This is a genomic window from Paenibacillus gallinarum, assembly GCF_014836635.1.
In the GTDB taxonomy this organism is placed as follows: domain Bacteria; phylum Bacillota; class Bacilli; order Paenibacillales; family Paenibacillaceae; genus Paenibacillus; species Paenibacillus gallinarum.
The window spans coordinates 1-16,912 of record NZ_JACSQL010000015.1 but is presented as its reverse complement, the minus strand read 5'-3'; the positions used below and the strand labels follow the sequence as shown (position 1 = coordinate 16,912).

The 16,912-nt window shown below is 40.7% G+C and carries 20 protein-coding genes and 1 rRNA gene; 2 read left to right on the top strand and 19 right to left on the bottom strand.

Annotated elements, in window-relative coordinates; genetic code table 11:
• Positions 1-42: 42 nt before the first annotated feature.
• The 4 genes from H9647_RS22080 to H9647_RS22065 all read right to left on the bottom strand — a co-directional run bounded on the left by H9647_RS22080 (position 43) and on the right by H9647_RS22065 (position 3,684).
• Positions 43-1,116: a lactonase family protein gene (locus H9647_RS22080; RefSeq protein ID WP_191804124.1), complete on the bottom strand. Its 1,074-nt coding sequence runs from the start codon at positions 1,114-1,116 to the stop codon at positions 43-45.
• 15 nt (positions 1,117-1,131) lie between these two features.
• Entirely contained in the window at positions 1,132-1,581 is a 450-nt protein-coding gene (locus H9647_RS22075) for an OsmC family protein (RefSeq protein WP_191804122.1), read from the bottom strand.
• A gap of 107 nt (positions 1,582-1,688) precedes the next feature.
• Positions 1,689-2,825, bottom strand: a complete 1,137-nt coding sequence (locus tag H9647_RS22070) for an NADH-dependent flavin oxidoreductase (RefSeq protein ID WP_191804120.1) — start codon at positions 2,823-2,825, stop codon at positions 1,689-1,691.
• A gap of 184 nt (positions 2,826-3,009) precedes the next feature.
• Positions 3,010-3,684 (bottom strand): SOS response-associated peptidase, encoded by a 675-nt coding sequence (locus H9647_RS22065; RefSeq protein WP_191804118.1) that lies wholly within the window; start codon positions 3,682-3,684, stop codon positions 3,010-3,012.
• 235 nt (positions 3,685-3,919) lie between these two features.
• Between H9647_RS22065 and H9647_RS22060 the strand changes: the two genes are divergently transcribed.
• On the top strand, positions 3,920-4,603 hold the full coding sequence (locus H9647_RS22060) for a hypothetical protein (protein ID WP_191804116.1): 684 nt from the start codon (positions 3,920-3,922) through the stop codon (positions 4,601-4,603).
• A gap of 109 nt (positions 4,604-4,712) precedes the next feature.
• On the opposite strand, the gene H9647_RS22055 is transcribed toward H9647_RS22060, so the two are convergent.
• The 8 genes from H9647_RS22055 to H9647_RS22020 form a co-directional block, all read right to left on the bottom strand.
• Positions 4,713-5,171 (bottom strand): hypothetical protein, encoded by a 459-nt coding sequence (locus tag H9647_RS22055; protein ID WP_191804114.1) that lies wholly within the window; start codon positions 5,169-5,171, stop codon positions 4,713-4,715.
• Positions 5,172-5,193: 22 nt separating this feature from the next.
• Positions 5,194-5,673 carry a hypothetical protein gene (locus H9647_RS22050; protein ID WP_191804112.1) on the bottom strand — a complete coding sequence of 160 codons (480 nt, stop codon included), beginning with the start codon at positions 5,671-5,673 and terminating at the stop codon, positions 5,194-5,196.
• 25 nt (positions 5,674-5,698) lie between these two features.
• On the bottom strand, positions 5,699-6,184 hold the full coding sequence (locus H9647_RS22045) for a hypothetical protein (protein WP_191804110.1): 486 nt from the start codon (positions 6,182-6,184) through the stop codon (positions 5,699-5,701).
• Positions 6,177-6,434 carry a hypothetical protein gene (locus H9647_RS22040; protein WP_191804109.1) on the bottom strand — a complete coding sequence of 86 codons (258 nt, stop codon included), beginning with the start codon at positions 6,432-6,434 and terminating at the stop codon, positions 6,177-6,179. Before H9647_RS22040 ends, H9647_RS22045 begins: the two co-directional genes overlap by 8 nt.
• Positions 6,435-6,444: 10 nt before the next feature.
• Positions 6,445-6,885, bottom strand: a complete 441-nt coding sequence (locus H9647_RS22035; protein ID WP_191804107.1) for a GNAT family N-acetyltransferase — start codon at positions 6,883-6,885, stop codon at positions 6,445-6,447.
• A 24-nt stretch (positions 6,886-6,909) separates the two neighbouring features.
• Positions 6,910-7,353 (bottom strand): GNAT family N-acetyltransferase, encoded by a 444-nt coding sequence (locus H9647_RS22030; RefSeq protein ID WP_191804105.1) that lies wholly within the window; start codon positions 7,351-7,353, stop codon positions 6,910-6,912.
• 146 nt (positions 7,354-7,499) lie between these two features.
• A complete protein-coding gene (locus H9647_RS22025; protein WP_191804103.1) occupies positions 7,500-8,048 on the bottom strand; it encodes a GNAT family N-acetyltransferase in 549 nt (182 codons plus the stop codon).
• A 112-nt stretch (positions 8,049-8,160) separates the two neighbouring features.
• The gene (locus H9647_RS22020; protein WP_191804101.1) at positions 8,161-9,138 is read right to left on the bottom strand and encodes a GNAT family N-acetyltransferase; all 978 of its coding nucleotides are present in this window, start codon (positions 9,136-9,138) and stop codon (positions 8,161-8,163) included.
• 126 nt (positions 9,139-9,264) lie between these two features.
• Here H9647_RS22020 and H9647_RS22015 point away from each other — a divergent pair, with 126 nt between their 5' ends.
• Positions 9,265-9,993, top strand: a complete 729-nt coding sequence (locus tag H9647_RS22015; RefSeq protein WP_191804099.1) for an MOSC domain-containing protein — start codon at positions 9,265-9,267, stop codon at positions 9,991-9,993.
• Between the two features lie 55 nt (positions 9,994-10,048).
• On the opposite strand, the gene H9647_RS22010 is transcribed toward H9647_RS22015, so the two are convergent.
• The 7 genes from H9647_RS22010 to rrf all read right to left on the bottom strand — a co-directional run.
• Positions 10,049-11,998, bottom strand: coding sequence for a PTS fructose transporter subunit IIABC (locus H9647_RS22010; protein WP_191804097.1), 1,950 nt, complete (start codon positions 11,996-11,998; stop codon positions 10,049-10,051).
• Positions 11,999-12,060: 62 nt separating this feature from the next.
• Complete coding sequence (gene pfkB, locus H9647_RS22005; protein ID WP_191804095.1) at positions 12,061-12,975, bottom strand: 1-phosphofructokinase; 915 nt, start codon at positions 12,973-12,975, stop codon at positions 12,061-12,063.
• Between the two features lie 3 nt (positions 12,976-12,978).
• Entirely contained in the window at positions 12,979-13,725 is a 747-nt protein-coding gene (locus tag H9647_RS22000) for a DeoR/GlpR family DNA-binding transcription regulator (RefSeq protein WP_191804093.1), read from the bottom strand.
• Positions 13,726-14,742: 1,017 nt separating this feature from the next.
• On the bottom strand, positions 14,743-15,105 hold the full coding sequence (locus H9647_RS21995; RefSeq protein ID WP_191804091.1) for an MmcQ/YjbR family DNA-binding protein: 363 nt from the start codon (positions 15,103-15,105) through the stop codon (positions 14,743-14,745).
• Between the two features lie 14 nt (positions 15,106-15,119).
• Entirely contained in the window at positions 15,120-15,716 is a 597-nt protein-coding gene (locus tag H9647_RS21990; RefSeq protein ID WP_225229495.1) for a histidine phosphatase family protein, read from the bottom strand.
• Positions 15,713-16,252: an AAA family ATPase gene (locus H9647_RS21985; RefSeq protein ID WP_191804089.1), complete on the bottom strand. Its 540-nt coding sequence runs from the start codon at positions 16,250-16,252 to the stop codon at positions 15,713-15,715. Before H9647_RS21985 ends, H9647_RS21990 begins: the two co-directional genes overlap by 4 nt.
• A gap of 549 nt (positions 16,253-16,801) precedes the next feature.
• Positions 16,802-16,912: ribosomal RNA gene (gene rrf, locus H9647_RS21980) — 5S ribosomal RNA — on the bottom strand; the annotation flags it as partial.

Below are 16,912 nucleotides of genomic sequence, written 5' to 3'. Positions count from 1 at the left end.
GGGGTGCTGTTTTATTTTGCAGCCACATTTACGGTGTCTACACTACATATATACGGGCCATACGCAGACTGGCTTCGGTGACTCTACTTGTTTGCCTGTATATGTCAATCGGCCGGTCTCCTTGTTCACTTCAAATACTGCAATATTATTCGTATCTCGATTTGCGACAAGCATCAGGTTTCCGTTTGGTGTAAGCGAAAAGTGTCTTGGATGAGCACCTTCAGTAGAGATATGCTGTACATGTTCGAGTGTTCCATCCGCAGAAGTGGCATACACAACTATACTGTCATGTCCCCGGTTAGAACCATATACAAAGCGCCCATCCTCCGAAATCGTAATTTCTGCACATGTATTTTCACCTGTGAAATCACTTGGCAACGTAGGTAATGTTTGAATCGCTGTTAAATTCCCTTCTTCAGCGTCATATGCATAAGAAGTTACCGTAGAATCTACTTCGTTAATTACATAGGCATACTTGCCATTTGGATGGAATACGAGATGACGTGGACCTGCAGCGTCATGCGTATTCACTTCACGATGCAGCACAAGTTTATTTTGCTCCCGGTCGATTTGATATACAAAAATCGTATCAAGACCTAAATCTTGGACCATGATAAATTGTCCGTCTGGCGAGAAGAACGCGGAATGAACATGAGGACGATCTTGGCGTTCTGGATGCGTTCCATGACCTTTATGCTGTTTGGAATCCAGCATTTTACCGATGCTTCCATCTTCTTTTAATGATACTAGACTTACTGTGCCTCCATGGTAGCTGGAAATCACAAGATATTGACCTTGAGGATCCTTTTGAACATGGCAAGTAGGTGCATAAGCAGACTGACCACGATTAATGAGTTCCAGTTCTCCCGTCTCTGGGAAAATCTGATAAGCTAGAGCTTCCCCCGAATTTAAGCCATCGGTTGTCACCATTTCTCCAATAGAAATAAGTTGTTTTGAATCCGAATCTACTTGGAGAAAGGTTGGGTTCTTCACCCCTTCCTGCTTACTGCGCAGGGATAGCTCGTATGTATTTTCATCGAGTTCATATACATGAATCCCTGGATTTTCTTTCTCTGCATAAGAACCTGTAAATACTAATAATTTTGAAGTTGTCATCTTGTATTTCCTCCCTTACACACTGGCTACGAGCACACTTGGCTCCGTCTTTATTTGTACATTTCCTGCAACAGCTCTTGAGATCATACAAGAACTTTCCGCTTTATGCGACAGATGAAGTGCTTTTTCCACATCCGAATCTGTTGAGTCTTGCTTCAAAGTAACTACCGGACGATGAGTAATTGCTTCATACGTAAACATATTGTTTGTTACATCTACGGTCGCTTCTGAAGTTAAGGTAAGCTGGTCTACAGAAAGTTCAGAACGCTCCATCATTGCTGCAAGAGTAATCAGATAACAGGTGGCGGCGGCTCCAAGCAGCATCTCATCAGGATTCGTGCCGATCCCAGGTCCGCCCATTTCTTTAGGAATTGAGATCTTGGTTTGGAGCTGTCCAGCTTCAATCGTGCCGGTACTATTACGTCCACCGTTCCATACGGCTTCAAGTACAAATGGGTGTTTCAAGCTGCAATCATCCTCTCTTTTGCTTTTTTCACTATATCATAGAGCAGCTAAGAAAAAACAATAAAGCCGGAAAGCTACGGGAAGCTTCCGACCTTATACTCATGATATTATTTTGATTCTTCTAAATCAAGTACCGGGAACCAGCCCGGAACTCCGAGAATCATATTCCACAGCGGATCTGGAAGGACAAGTCGTTCCTGATCTTCTTTTGTTAAGTGCACAGCAATATGTTCTTCATTGCCGGATTCGATCTTTTCAACCCAGTCCGGTTCAACAATCAGTTCTCTGCCAAGTGCAATCATGGATACATTTGTATTCAGTGCACTCAGTGCCTCATCCGCTGTCTGAATGTTACCAACTCCGATAAGCGGAACTCTGTTACCTACACGCTCTGCGATCCATTCCATTCGGGTCTTAGAATCGTCAGCGCCACGTCTTGGTTTGGACCAGAAATCGCCAAGAGAAACATGCAGATAATCCAGATTTTTCTCAAGTAGTGCATCCGTCAATACGAAAGTGTCTTCCATAGTTAGTCCCGGTGTCTCCGGTTCTTCCGGCGAGAAACGATATCCTACAATAAACGGGCCTTTCGCATATTTCTTAACTGCGGATTGAACGGAATCGATCACAGCAAGCGGGAATGTAAGTCGTTTCTCTACATCTCCACCCCAGCGGTCTTCTCTACGATTTGAATGAGGAGAGAAAAATTGTTGAATTAAGTAACCGTTAGCTCCATGAATCTCAACCCCGTCAAAACCGGCTTCAATCGCACGGCGAGTCGCCTCTCCAAAATCCTTAATAATCGAAACAATCTCAGCATCTTGTAATTCACGCGGTTCAGGCGATCCTGGTCTTTCACTTGTAATGGCACTCGCGCTGACAACATCTCCGCTTACCAAATCAGGTGGAGATAATCTGCCCGCATGGAAAATTTGTAACACGGCTTTAGCACCTTGTTTTTTAATTGTATCAGCCAGTTTCTTAAGCCCTGGCACAAAAGAATCGTCCGTTACCGAAAATTGGCCTGGAAAACCTACGCCATTATCCGTTACATACGCAACTGCAGTAACAACAACACTCGCTCCATTAGAGCGGCGAGCATAATATTCCAGCTCTGCATCCGATACAGTCCCGTCCTCATTGGAAGACGAATGCGTCATTGGCGCCATCATAATTCTATTTTTTAAGATCATTCCATTTGGTAAGGTAACTTGGTCAAAAAGAAGATTATATTTTGAATTCATCTCGATCACTCCCACATTTACAGCTATTATATTTATAAACTTTTCCTTGCTTACTGAAACAAGTATAGTTACTTTAAAGTTTTTATGCAAGTCATCGTAAATAAAAAAGGCTATAAAAAATACACATGACCATACCAAAAATGACATTACTGCCGTCCTGGTATGGTCATGTGTATTAACGATGTTACGGTTTAATCATAGCCATTCGCGTATCTACTTCTTTAACACATTCAAGTGAATCGTGATTATCATTACCTACGAGTGATGATACAGGATATACTTCCATCGGTGTATCCCGATAAGATGTGAGATAAGGAAGTAATTGATGTACTTCCGTCACCCTTGGATCGAGCCAAGCATCAATGGCTTCTTTTGATAGGATCGCTGGCATTCTGTTATCAAATTCTCGAATCGTTAAATTGGCATCCGACATCAGCATGGTACTCGTTCTCACTGGAATCTTGTGTGGATCTTTCCATACTTCATACAATCCCGCAACTCCAAACATAGAACGGTCCGGCATGACTACACGAACCGCATATTTTCTTTTTCCTTCCTGTCGCCAGTAAAAGAACCCATTACAAGGAATAACACATCGTTTCGTTTCCACCATTTTCCGATAAGTCACGTTGTTATGAACAGACATCAAGTCTGCGTTAACAGCATCCTTGCCCCAAAAAGGAATAAATCCCCAACGATATTCGTCCATGATACGTTCCCCATCTTCATAAAGTATGAGCGGAGCATGTTGTGTCGGGCTAATATTGTAACGGTTTTTGTAATAATACATAACCCGCTGCACACCAAAATGATCACGAACTTCATCCAAATCTGCTGCAAGCGAATAACGTTTACACATCCTTTGTAACCCCCCTGAATTTTCCTTTACTATTTGCAACAGAAGGTAAAATTATGCATAAAAATCGGTTATGGATTTATTGGATTATCTACACTACTCTGTGCTATATTCAGCGAGATCTTATATGTCTTATTTTGATCTATTCAGCAATTTTATTCGTTTCATTATTATGCATATTGGTGAATAGGCTTAAGGAATAAAGAAGATTAAAAACTCTAATAGAAGGTGGGATCGCATGGATTTTTGGATTTACTCCGTAATTACAATTGCTTATATTATCTTGTTGTTTTTCATGTTCACCCATTTGTCACGGTCAAAGCAGTGGTTTCATTACCCGATTTTACTCGTGATCTTGGCACTCGGCCTTGCTTACGATAACGGAATCATTGCAGCTGGCAATGCCATTGGCGAAGGTAAGCCCCTTATGATATTAAGCAGTCTTCGTTTCTGGATTCATGCTTTTGTCACACCGGGTCTTGTCCTTGTAGGTTATTACATACTTCAAAGATCAGGAGCAGCTTTTGCTTCGAAAGCATACATACGGATCTCCGCCTGGATTCTAACATTAGCATTGATACTGTATCAGATCTTTGCTCAAACATTACATGAAGTAAAGAATCTGCAACTAGTTCAGGAATATGGTGTTCTTCGCTACTCAGCAGAAGGTACCTCAGGACCACCAATCATGGTAATCGTGGTGGGTTTAGTGTTGCTAATCATCGGCATCATCTTAATCTTCCGTCAAAAATGGATATGGATGTTTGTCGGAACCGCGTTACTTTTTATTGGACAACTGATTCCTCTTCCTTTCGAAAGTTCAGCAGCCACAAATATTTTTGAGCTCATTCTGATCATCTCTCTATGGGTAACAATCTTGTTCCAAGATCACAAGAATGGATCTCGTCATATCACAAGGTGAATTTAATCAGTTTAATATTTCATGTCATTAATCATTAAGCACATCAAAGAAAACCTCCTAAATCTGCTAAGAATGAAAGCAGGCTCGGGAGGTTTTTATTCGTACCGAATTATAGTGTCCACATTCGCTGGGTGAGTACAGGAACTTCATTTCGCTCTCCCCATTCATGTATTTCATTGAAGGCATGATCTGCTTTATGCTTATCGAGGACTCGAAAAGCAAGCCTCATGGGTACGAGCATCTTGTTTTTGGGTTTAATTCCAATATGCGGCCCATAATATTCTTCTATAATAATGGACTTCAACTCATCAGCTCGAAATATACGGTTACCAATGATAAGCTGCCCCTTATGAAGTTGGATGCTTTTAGGTTTGACAGACCATTGATATAGCAGCAGCCCTAGTTCAAAAAGAAACAATACAGCTGTTATAACTGTAAATATATGTATATAGTTTCTATCCATCTCAATAAGGGCTTGATACCCCCCCATCAAAAAGCTGTAAATCCCCATTGCGAACAGATTCCTGTATCTTCTCCTCGAAATAACTTCAATCTTAGGCTCATTCATAAGTTTTCCCCTCCCTTCTATGCTATATTATCGATCTAATTTTACCCTCCCGGATTTCAATCTGATATGTATCTGCCCATTCCTGCAACTGATCGAACGCTTCTTGTTCCGTATTAGGATTTGCAAATATAAATTGTAAACGCTGAGGAATCCATCTTTGCTTCTTAAGTTTAATTCCTATTGAAGAATTGAGATATCCTTCTGAGACAATCAGATCGATCTGAGAAGGAAATACCACCTCTCCTTGTAATATAAGCCGATCTTCCTTGATAATCAGTAACTGTTCTCTACGAGTGCGAGTATAGGTAAAGTAATAATGAAGCTCATACCCTATAAGCACGATATATACCAGAATCAATACGAATGAAAGAACGTGCAGCAACACATGATCTGTCTTTCGTTGAAGAACGCTAATACCTAACAGCATTAAAAATAATAATATAGTAGCTGCCAGCTGTGATTTACGATCTTTTTTCGTAATTACATATTGTTTCTGCTCCACCTCTGTATCCTTCCTCTCTGCAGACTTAGTAAAATATACGTTTGTACTGGATAGGAATCTGGTGGATCTCGGACCAGGTTCGCAGTTCCTTCATAATCTCATCTTCCTGCAATGTATTCTGATATTTCAACCTTAAATGTAGAGGAATTTGTTTTCTCCCCTTCAGCTTAACTCCAATAGTGGAATTCCAGTATCCATCGATCCGAATGGCTTCAATCTCCGAAGTCTTCACGCTACAAGAGCCTAGACGAAATGAACCGGGTAATAACTCGAGTTCGACGAAGCGAAGCGGGTAGTATGTAAAGCTATACCTTAGTATTAGAAATAATTTATATCCAAAAAATCCGATAAAATATACATAACAACCTATTGATAGAATATAGAGAAGCAACGGAATCTCAGACATACTATTTCTAATAAGAAAATAAATATAAAAGGAAAGTAACGGGATCAAAAAAATGATTACTGCTAGATCTATTTTTCTTCTTACCACATGTATTTGTTCACTCACTCGTCTTCCCCTTCCTGATCATCCGTGTTATTCCGGTTCGAATCATCATGTAAACGAAGAGCGTCAATAAAGCCAAACCGATCATCAGTAGAGGAGAAGCTTCAAATGAGTGAATAGATGAAGACTCACTTTGTATCATCTGAGGAACATACATCCATGTCAGAACCATTCCCGATAGAATCGGCATAATCACAAAGATCAGCATGAGAACCCCTGCCCCTTCTAGTACAAAACGCCATGTTTTGCTCAATTCCTCACCCCTAATCTAAATATTTTCGGAATCCTACCACCGACTCTTTCTCATTATATCCAAGGGACTCATATAGCCGGTGTGCTTCCGATCGGCCTGCTCCCGATACCAATATAATGTAAGAGCATTGCTTGCTTCGTGCAAGTCCCTCCATTCGGTCCATCAATTTACGACCCACGCCTTGTCTGCGCGCCTTGGAAGAGACCACAACGTTCTCAATTACCATAAAGGGGTTACATTCACCAGCTAAGTCCTCACAATAGATTCCCATCACTGATCCAACAAGCTCCCCACCGTAAATAGCACCCAGTACTACATAATTCTCATTATGCAGCAGCCTTTGATAGGTTTCCTCTAATTTAGAAAGATTCGTTTTTTCACCTGTTAACTCTTCGAGCAACATTGCTAATGTCGGTAGATGTTCCATCTCCACCTTTTGAAGGGTAAGCATTATTTCCACCACTTTTCTTTTTCATTACAGCTTTTTCTTTAAAAAATACTGTTTGATCCCCTCTGGGTATTCATCATTTACGCCATAGATTTCATATCCATTCTTCTCATAAAAGGAAGGAGCTTGATAAGAAAACGTGGAGGTATGTGCGAATAAGCAGCCCATCTCCTTACCCCTGCGCTCTGCCTCAAGCAGCATCTGCCTGCCATACCCCGCTCTTCGGTAATCTTCTGATATCCATAATACATCAATGTACAGCCCGTATAACCATGACTCACAAAAAATACCTCCGACGACTTCTGAACTGGCATTTTTCAAATACAAGTGGATGTTTTGCCCCGGCTTCTGCAGCAGCCCGTTACTCGCCCTTACATTATACCCGTACAATCTCCGGCAAATATTCTGGTAATCTTCAGGATGCTCTCGAAGCTCTGATAGTCGTAAATCACCAATCTCGATATCATTCATTATGTATCTTCCCTCCCGATTTCTTGCTAGTAACCGCTGATATTTCTCGGGTAATCGCAGGATGCCCTTTTCTTTGACAAAGTTTATGTTTTCATGTCAGGAACCATGTGAAACTCCTGATGAAATGAGTAAAAACTCGCACACATTTATCGATTTATAAGACTCTGATACTCTTGCTTTAGAATAGAAAACAGGAATGAACTGTGATATTTCCCTTTGTAAAATACATGCTCACGAAGCAATCCCTCCTGCGTCATTCCATTTCGAGTCATTACCTTACTTGAACCGATATTTCCAGGACGGCAAGTCGCATAAATCCGGTGCACTATTGGATGATCGAAACCATACTTCAGCATCGCCGTCGCTGCTTCACTCGCGTAACCTTGCCCCCAATAATCGGGATGAAAGCAATAACCGATCTCCGCATTGCTGCCCATAAAAATGATATTACAGCCTCCGATGAGAATTCCTGTGTCTTTCTCTTCGACTGCAAGCGAATACTCGGTTCGCTCCTCTACTTTCTGTTGTTCCAAACATAACTCAATAAAAGCTTTTGTATCTTCTTCCTTATTCGGACCCCAAAGCGTATGTTCTGTCACACGTTCATTCGATGCATACCGGTGCACACTCATCCAGTCTTCTTCTACAAATTCCCGGATTACCAGGCGTTTTGTTTCCATCCTTGTATACACCATATATGCTTCCTCCTTCATAAAATAAAGAAACCCGTTTTTTCCTAGAGGGAAATCCGGGTTCATCCAGTTTTTACTATTATATAATTTGATAGTTATGAACGAAAGAATTTTCTTATCCGTGTGAGAGGGATTCGATCTTTATCAGATCTTTTCCATAACGATGCTCTTCACCTGAGATCGTAAATCCCAGAGATTGATAAAGCTCCAGTGCTTTTTCATTTTTTGTCTGAACATTAAGTCTTGCTGCAGTATATCCCTTTTCCTGTAAGTATTGTAAGCCATAGCGGATAAGATACGTTGCGATTCCTTTTTTTCGCCAAGCCGGTACGACAAAGACTTCTTCAATGGAGCCTGATTTCTCATTTTCTTGACACACCATGACGCTCGCTATGAGCTGTCCATCCGGATCTAGCGCAGCAAAGCTAGTGAAATCAGTTCTTCCTTTCAACTGACGAAGACGATGTAAGCCAAGTGGATATTCCGGCCATATCGTGCTTTCTGTACGCAGATAGCGTAATTCTTCATCAGAAGATTCAAGTGCAGTTTGGATGAATTGAAGTTCAGGGATGTGTAAATCGGGAGCTTCCTGTACACTATTCAGCTCTTTTTCCATCTCATACTGGCGATACATCGGAGTAAAATCACGCTTCTCAAAAAGCGCTGAATTCTCCTCTTCTGCCTGATGATTTCCTACACAAAGCTGTACTGAATGCGTCTTAGGAAGATCTTGAGCGAGGACAAGCGCACGTTCATATAATGCACCGTAAAGTAACTGAAACACTTCCTCCTGATTGGATACTTCAGGCCTTATCTTTATGTTCATATAGATTTGGTGATAGCTGTCCACTGTACCGTCTTTCGTTCCTTCGTATTCACCGGTCTCATCCTGAGATTGAATGGTTATGATTTCGACTTGTCCTTTTCCTACAAGAATTTCTCCATCAAAGGCACAGTACACATTATCGTGATTTTCTTCCGGACCTGGCCACCAAAAAATCGCATGTTTATACTTCGCTGTCACCGCCAGATATAACTGTACAACTAGTTCATGACATGAATCTTTATAAGGTTTCAAGACGATTGGTCTCATTCGCATCCTCTTTCCCTGTTTTCTTCTATTGTTACCCCAAAAAATACCATAAACAAGTTATTATACATCTATAAGTGTTATCTACCACCTGCACACCCTTTTCATGAAATCGAAGGAGTGAATTCAATGTATGTCGGCCGGATCAAAGAAATTGTACGTCATCCTATAAAATCGTTTCAAGGAGAACGGGTACCCCGTACTCAAGTGATGGAATATGGACTTTATGGGGATCGCAGTCACGCCTTTGTACACAAATCAAATAAAAATCAATATGTAACGATTACTCAGTTGCCGCAAATGGCTAGTTTCCAGGCAAATTTTACTGATCAAGAAGATCGAGAACATTACCCTCGTGTGGAAGTCGTTACACCTCTAGGACAGAAATATTATTTTGGTGATGAGGAACTGAATCGAACATTAGAAGAGCTGTATAAAAAAGAAATTGTGCCAATCCAGTTCCAACCTGCTCATGTGCCCTTAGGAGCGATCGAAGAGGAACCTATTCAACTCGTCACAGATGCTTCCATTACACAACTTGAGAAAATATGGGGAAATAACGAAGTGGATTCACGTAGATTTCGACCGAACTTCGTTTTGTCGCTTGTCGATCAGGTTCCTTTTATGGAGGAACAATGGCTTGGTAAAAGGATGCAAATCGGGGAGAATGTTATCTTACTAATTAAACGACCATGTAAACGATGCTCCATTATTAATATTCATCCAGAAAATGCGAAGCGAGACCCCTCTCTGCTTAAAAAGATAGTTACAGAGCGAAATAATCAGTTTGGTATATATGCTTCAGTACTGCATACGGGTATTGTTTCCGAAGGCGATGAAGTTACGCTTCTGGATTAGCCTTATAAAAAATAAAACCCGGAAGGATATTTCCCTTCCAGGTTTTGTATTTATTTTATGCTTTTACTTCAATTGGTTTTTTCCATAATCCGAGAATCAGACCAGACACAACCGCACCAATCACTACAGCAAGTAAAAACAGCAAGGCATGGTTAGCAAGTGCTGCTACGAAAATACCGCCATGCGGTGCAGGAAGGTTAATTCCCCACAATTGTGTTAGTCCGCCTGCAATACCGGAACCAATAATACAGGAAGTCAGGACACGAAGCGGATCTGCTGCTGCAAATGGAATCGCACCTTCGGTAATGAAGGAGAGTCCCAGCACGTAATTCGTTACACCTGATTTACGTTCTTGTTCCGTAAATTTATTTTTGAAGAATGTCGTAGCCAGTGCAATGGCAAGTGGCGGAACCATACCGCCGGCCATTACTGCTGCCATCATCAGCCCGTTCTCGTTCCCGCTGGAAGTAAAGACACCAATGGAAAACGTATATGCCGCTTTATTAAACGGACCACCCATATCAACGGACATCATTCCAGCAAGAATGACACCAAGAAGCACCATATTCCCTGTACCCAGGTTATTCAGTATATCCACCAATCCTACGTTAATCCAACTGAAAATCGGTGAGAGAATGTAGTACATGGCTGCACCGGTAATCAGAAGACCAAAAACAGGATAAAGCATGATGGATTTCAATCCATCAATCGCAGATGGTAAATATTTAAATACTCTACGCAGACCAAGGATCACATAACCCGCTAGAAAACCGGCTGCAAGACCGCCAAGGAATCCAGCGTTTGCATTTACTGCCATTAAACCGCCGACCATACCTGGCATGAGAGCTGAACGATCACCAATACTCATTGCAATAAAACCAGCAAGGACCGGAATCAGGAAGTGGAATGCACCATCTCCGCCTCCAATCGTCTGCAATAACTGGAAGATCGGACTATCCGCACCAGCTGCTTGTTCAATCAAGAAGGAGATAGCAAGCAGGATACCTCCACCCACTACGAATGGAAGCATATGCGAAATCCCGTTCATCAGGTTTTTATAGAGCGTACTTCCTATGCTTGTCTTTTCTTCATCCGCAGAGGAAGAAGAGGACGCAGCATCCGCATGAAGTATAGGTGCATCACCTTTTAAAGCCTTGGTAATTAGTTCTTCTGGTTTGCGAATTCCGTCCGCTACAGGGCGCTGAAGTACAGGTTTTCCATGGAAACGGTCCAGATCAACCTTTTTACCAGCTGCAATGATAACCCCTTTTGCCCGGCGAATTTCATCTTCAGTCAGAACGTTTTTCGCTCCTTCTGCACCATTCGTCTCTACCCGGATATTTACTCCCATCTCTTTTGCTTTTTTAAGCAATGCATCTTCTGCCATAAAAGTATGAGCAATACCTGTCGGGCAAGCCGTAACGGCTACAACAAAATCTTCGGAGTTATCTGCTTTGGTTTCTGCTTCTGTTTTTGATTTTGTTTCCACAGGAGCTGCTTTAGCAGCACTTGCTTTTTCTGCTTCTTTTTTCGCTTGCTCCGCTTCTTCATCTTGTTGTTTATCATTAAATAATGCAGTTACTTCATCCGGCGTTTTCGTATTCATCAATTGCTCGATGAAATCAGCATCGATTAAAAGCTTAGACAAAGCAGCAAGCGTACGAAGATGCGTATTACCTGCTCCTTCTGGGGCAGCAATCATAAAGAATACATGAGCTGGTGCTCCATCTAAAGAATCAAAGTCAATCCCTGCTTTGCTTTTTGCAAAAACAACTGTTGGCTCATTGACTGCTTTAGTTTTGGCATGCGGCATCGCAATACCTCCACCAATTCCCGTACTTGATTGCTCTTCTCTCTTATAGATCGCTTCCTTGAACAATTTCGGGTCATTAATACGTCCGCTTTTGTTAAGGCTCGCAATCAGTTCGTCAATCGCTTCGGCTTTCGTTGTTGCCTTTAAATCCATTATCATTACTTCTTTGATCATCAGATCCGTAATTCTCACGATATGCACTCCTTTAACTTAGGCAAGTGATCAAAAACGAGCAACCTTACCCATGATGTATGTTATTTCCACTCGTTAATTTGTACTTGAGGAATCAGTGTTTCAATCTGTTCTTTCACTGCAAGATCATCGGAGAACGCAGTTGCACTTCCTGAGGCAACACCCGTACGGAAAGATTTCAGTACATCGCCTGTGAGAGCAAACGTTCCAATAAATCCAGCAATCATGGAATCTCCAGCACCTACTGAATTCTTCACTTTACCAGCAGGAACATTAGCGTGATATACCTCGTTATCCGTAATCAACAGTGCACCTTCACCCGCCATAGAGATGAGCACATGTTTAGCACCTTCTTCAAGAAGTTTCCGGCCATACTTTACTAAATCCTCTTTCGTATCAATGGTAACGCCAAATAGTTCAGCTAGTTCATGATGATTCGGCTTTACCAGAAGCGGCTTATCTTTTAGTGCTTTTAACAAGGCTTCTCCGGTTGTATCGATTACAAAGTCTGCCCCTGCTTCTTTACATACCTGAATCAATCGTTCATAAAAGTCGCTGCCAAGAGAAGGAGGTACACTGCCCGATAGAACGAGAATATCACCTTTTTTCAAATGAGAGAGCTTTGCTACAAGAGCTTGCGCTTCTTCATTCGTAATAGCAGGTCCAAGTCCATTAATTTCCGTTTCATCTCCATGCTTCAGCTTCACATTGATTCTTGTATCATCGGAAATCGATACAAAGTCAGAATCGACCATGCTTTTGGATAAGAAATCACGAATGAATTCACCTGTAAATCCGCCAAGGAATCCCATCGCTGTATTCTCTGCACCAAGTTGGGTAAGGACTCTAGAAACGTTAATTCCTTTCCCGCCAGGTAACTTCAAATCCCGTTTCATTCGGTTTAAATGTCCGAGCTGTAAATGTTCGACTTCCACGATGTAATCAATGGAAGGATTCAGTGTCACTGTGTAGATCATTGTTCATCCCTCAATTACTTTATATTTCTGACCAATGGGAACTTTGTATGGTTCTGGTACCATGTCGGTAATTAACGTTGCTTCATTTAAGTCAAACAACTTAGCAAACGTAATCTCACCAAATTTACTGGAATCAGCCAACACATAAGTTTCACCAGACAACAAATGTGCGTTCCGTTTTATTAAGGCTTCCTCCGGGTCAGGAGTAGTATACCCCATCTTTACATCAATCCCATTCGTTCCTATAAATGATTTATCAAAACGGAATTGATTCATATTTTGAAGTGCGATACTCCCTACGACTGCTTTCGTATGCGTTTTCATCAAACCGCCAAGCAAGTAACTGCGAATATTTTTTGATACTAAGGCGTCCACATGAGACAGACCATTGGTTACCACTGTAATATTCTCTGCTTCTATATAAGGAATCATGGAAAGTGTAGTTGTACCTGCATCTAGATAGATACAGTCTCCATTTTGCAATTGCTCTGCTGCAAGCCTGGCAACTTTATTTTTCTCATGAATGTTTTTGAATGTTTTTTCATCCATACCTGGTTCGGTGCTTTTCTGTGTAAGTAGTGAAGCACCACCATGCACTCGCTTGAGAAGACGATTTGCCTCCAGATCAATAAGATCTCTTCTAACTGTTGATTCAGAAGCCCCTAACAACTCTACAAGCTCTTGCAGTTTGACAACGCCCCGTGATTGTAAGCGTTCTAAAATCAAACGGTATCGTTCTTCAGTAAGCATTCCCATTCCTCCTGCCAGCTCTTATAGTATCATAAAATCATCAAAAAACAATCATTTTCTATCAAAAATATTCAAAAACTATCATCCATTTATTTATTCTGTCACAATTATTTAAAAAATAAAGATATCAACCCTTCATGTGATCTATTTCAAGGCTCTCTTCCACTTCTCACTTCTACATACATTACCCTTTTTCTAGTCGATCTGTTACTTATCTTCCAGAGGATTATGTTTATTATATCCCTATACTTTTGCACTGACCCTGTTCCTAGATTTGAAGCCCTACGGACTAGCTATGCTCAGAAGATTTTCAGAAGATTTTCTAATTCAGTACATAAAGATTTTAGCACATAACGTTTTTCTTAAAATTTCGAGAGTTCTTTAGAACTTTGAGAGCATCGTGAGCTTGTTTCGTCAAAATGCGTTAATAATCGGATAATATCGATATAGTAGATCCTGATTATTTCAAACCTGAACATCTCAGGAATCCTAAAAATTTATCATTAAAGCTTATCATTTTGCTAATTCCTTAAATCGTTTTCCTTTGGGAAGATGCGCTGGTAACCTAGGAGGAGAATCGAGTGGTACTACTTGAGGAGAATTGAAAAGGGGGATGTTTTGCAATAATATAACAGAACAAACTGAAGTACAGAATAAAAGGACTACAATGAATAGCTTTTACTAATCCTCTTTGCCCAAGCTATTTCCTAGAGTCAGCGGTTAGCGATATTATGGACAAAGTTCGATCATGCTGAGTTGAGATTTTAATTACAGGCTGTTTAAGTTCTTTCAATAAAATCATCTAAATCATCTTTAAGTCATCTAAGTTAATAAATATTTCCTCATTAGAAATTGGGTTCAAGCAGCAGCAGACAGAAACCTACTACGGCTGAAAAAGCGAAAAGGCTTACCCCCTGGTTTTGGGAGCAAGCATCCTTGTTTTTAACGGACTTAAATCAGGTCTACGCAAATTAAGAGGCTGTCCTTTCTCCAATGCTTCTGCAAAAGGATTACTGTTTAAGAAGTAAGGATTAGTTCTTGTTGTTTTTTAGTCAGGCTTTTTAGGACAAGCTCATAGGAATGATCAATCATTGATGTTACATCCTCAAGCGATAAACTTCCTTGAAGAGATATCGAGTTCCAATGCTTCTTATTGAGATGATAGCCGGGGACAACTTCTTCATGCTGTTCTCTCAAATTCTCAGCAATCACGGGATCACATTTGAGAGAAATATCAGTCGCTTCCTGTTTCTCATTGAATGTTATTAAGGCAAACATCTTGCCTCCAATTTTGACAACTAGGGGCGCAGGACCAAATGGGTATTCTTCTGTTGCCCCCTTTTTAGAATGACAATATGCTTTAATGGTAGCTTTTTTCATAAAACCGTTCTCCTTTATTCTTGGTGTATGGGGGTATTCCACATGCGCTCTACTTTAATCAGCTTCATATCACGAAAAATTAAATGATAAATATCCGGCATCGTGGTTTGTTTCCAAAAGTGAAATCCATAATTTGAATCATAATAGTTCATCATAATGGTCATGATATTTCCGTGCGTACCCATGATAACATGTTTTCCTGCATATTGTTCCAGTAGAAGTTCAAGTACAGGAATAGACCGCTCTTGCGTCTGCTTTGTCGACTCCCCTCCGTGCAGCGAGTAATCCTTGTCATCAAATGACTTTTTGATGGCCTGGACAATGACCTCCCATTTTTCTTCGTAAAGGGGTCCTTTTATCAAACGTTCGCGCAAATTTTCATATTCTTTGATCGGTAGCCCTTTTTGATCCGCTATATACTGAACCGTCTGCACTGCTCTTTTATAAGGACTTGAGACCACAGCATCTACCTTAATATCGGCGAACACATTTGCAACACATCTCGCGTACTCTAAACCTTTCTCCGTAAGACCTCGTGAACGTTCCTCTCCATGAATATATATAGATTCTGCATGTCTAACCATATAAATATGGGTTTCAGTAGATGTCATGTCAGGTGCCCTCCTTTGATGTGATCCAAAATCGTCTTAACGACTTCTTCTCTTTTCATCTGGTCTGTATCAAGTTTAATCTCAAACCGTGCGTCTTCAAATGCCGTGATACAACGTTCTGTTTGTCGATATACCCATTCACCAGGTGTTTCTCCTCGCTCATTCAGTCTACCATGGATTGTATCTTTAGATGCAGTAAGACAAAAATGATAGATATCTGAATCTATTTCCCCAAGTCCATTCCTTATATATTCATAATTTTCAAGTTTATATAGGGTCATTGGTATAATCAGTGTACGGTAGTATTTTCGTTTTAGTTCTTTAGCACAAGCGACAACTAGTGTTCTCCACAACTCTAAATCTTGAAAATTATCCGTTTGTTCTTCCTTATATTTCACCTCGTCTGGTATTACTTTTCTCAACATATAACCAATCTCTTCGGGGTCAAAAACCATACTGTTTGGAATCTTCTTATTCAAAGCTTCCGCGGCTGTCGTTTTTCCTGATCCAAATGCACCATTGATCATGATAATCATAAAATAATATCCCTTCTGAACACATAGATAACGTATATTATTTTGTATACTTCTCTATTATCACTCAAATACCTTGTTCATACATAAAAACTGTTCTTGTCTCTAGGTTTAGAATATCAAAAGCGTTGTAAGCATTAACCATGTTACGTATCCATCGATCCCACATAAGATGCTAAGATATACGAATAACAAAGGGATGTCATTAATACCATTACAATTTCAATGGCCAAAGAGTTAGGCTCAAAGAGATATTACCTTCAATTCAGTGACGCCAGAAACGTAGATACTGATTCAACTGCTAGCTGATTGCATATAGAAGAAGGACAATGCGAAAAATAAGAGTGTTAGGCAAGAAGGGCAACTCGGAGAAATTAACGGACGTGTTATTTCATATCTAGCAAGTGAAAAGCTAGGTTTATTACGGGACATATTATAATTGAACTAGAGGAAATCATCTATAAAAATCGACAGTTTACAATGCAAATATGTTAAGAAATATATACAAAAACACACTTCCGATATACATCGAAAGTGTGTTTTCAGTGTTGTGCTTGGCAACGTCCTACTCTCCCAGGACCCTGCAGTCCAAGTACCATCGGCGCTGGAGGGCTTAACGGTCGTGTTCGGGATGGGTACGTGTGGAACCCCTCCGCTATCGCC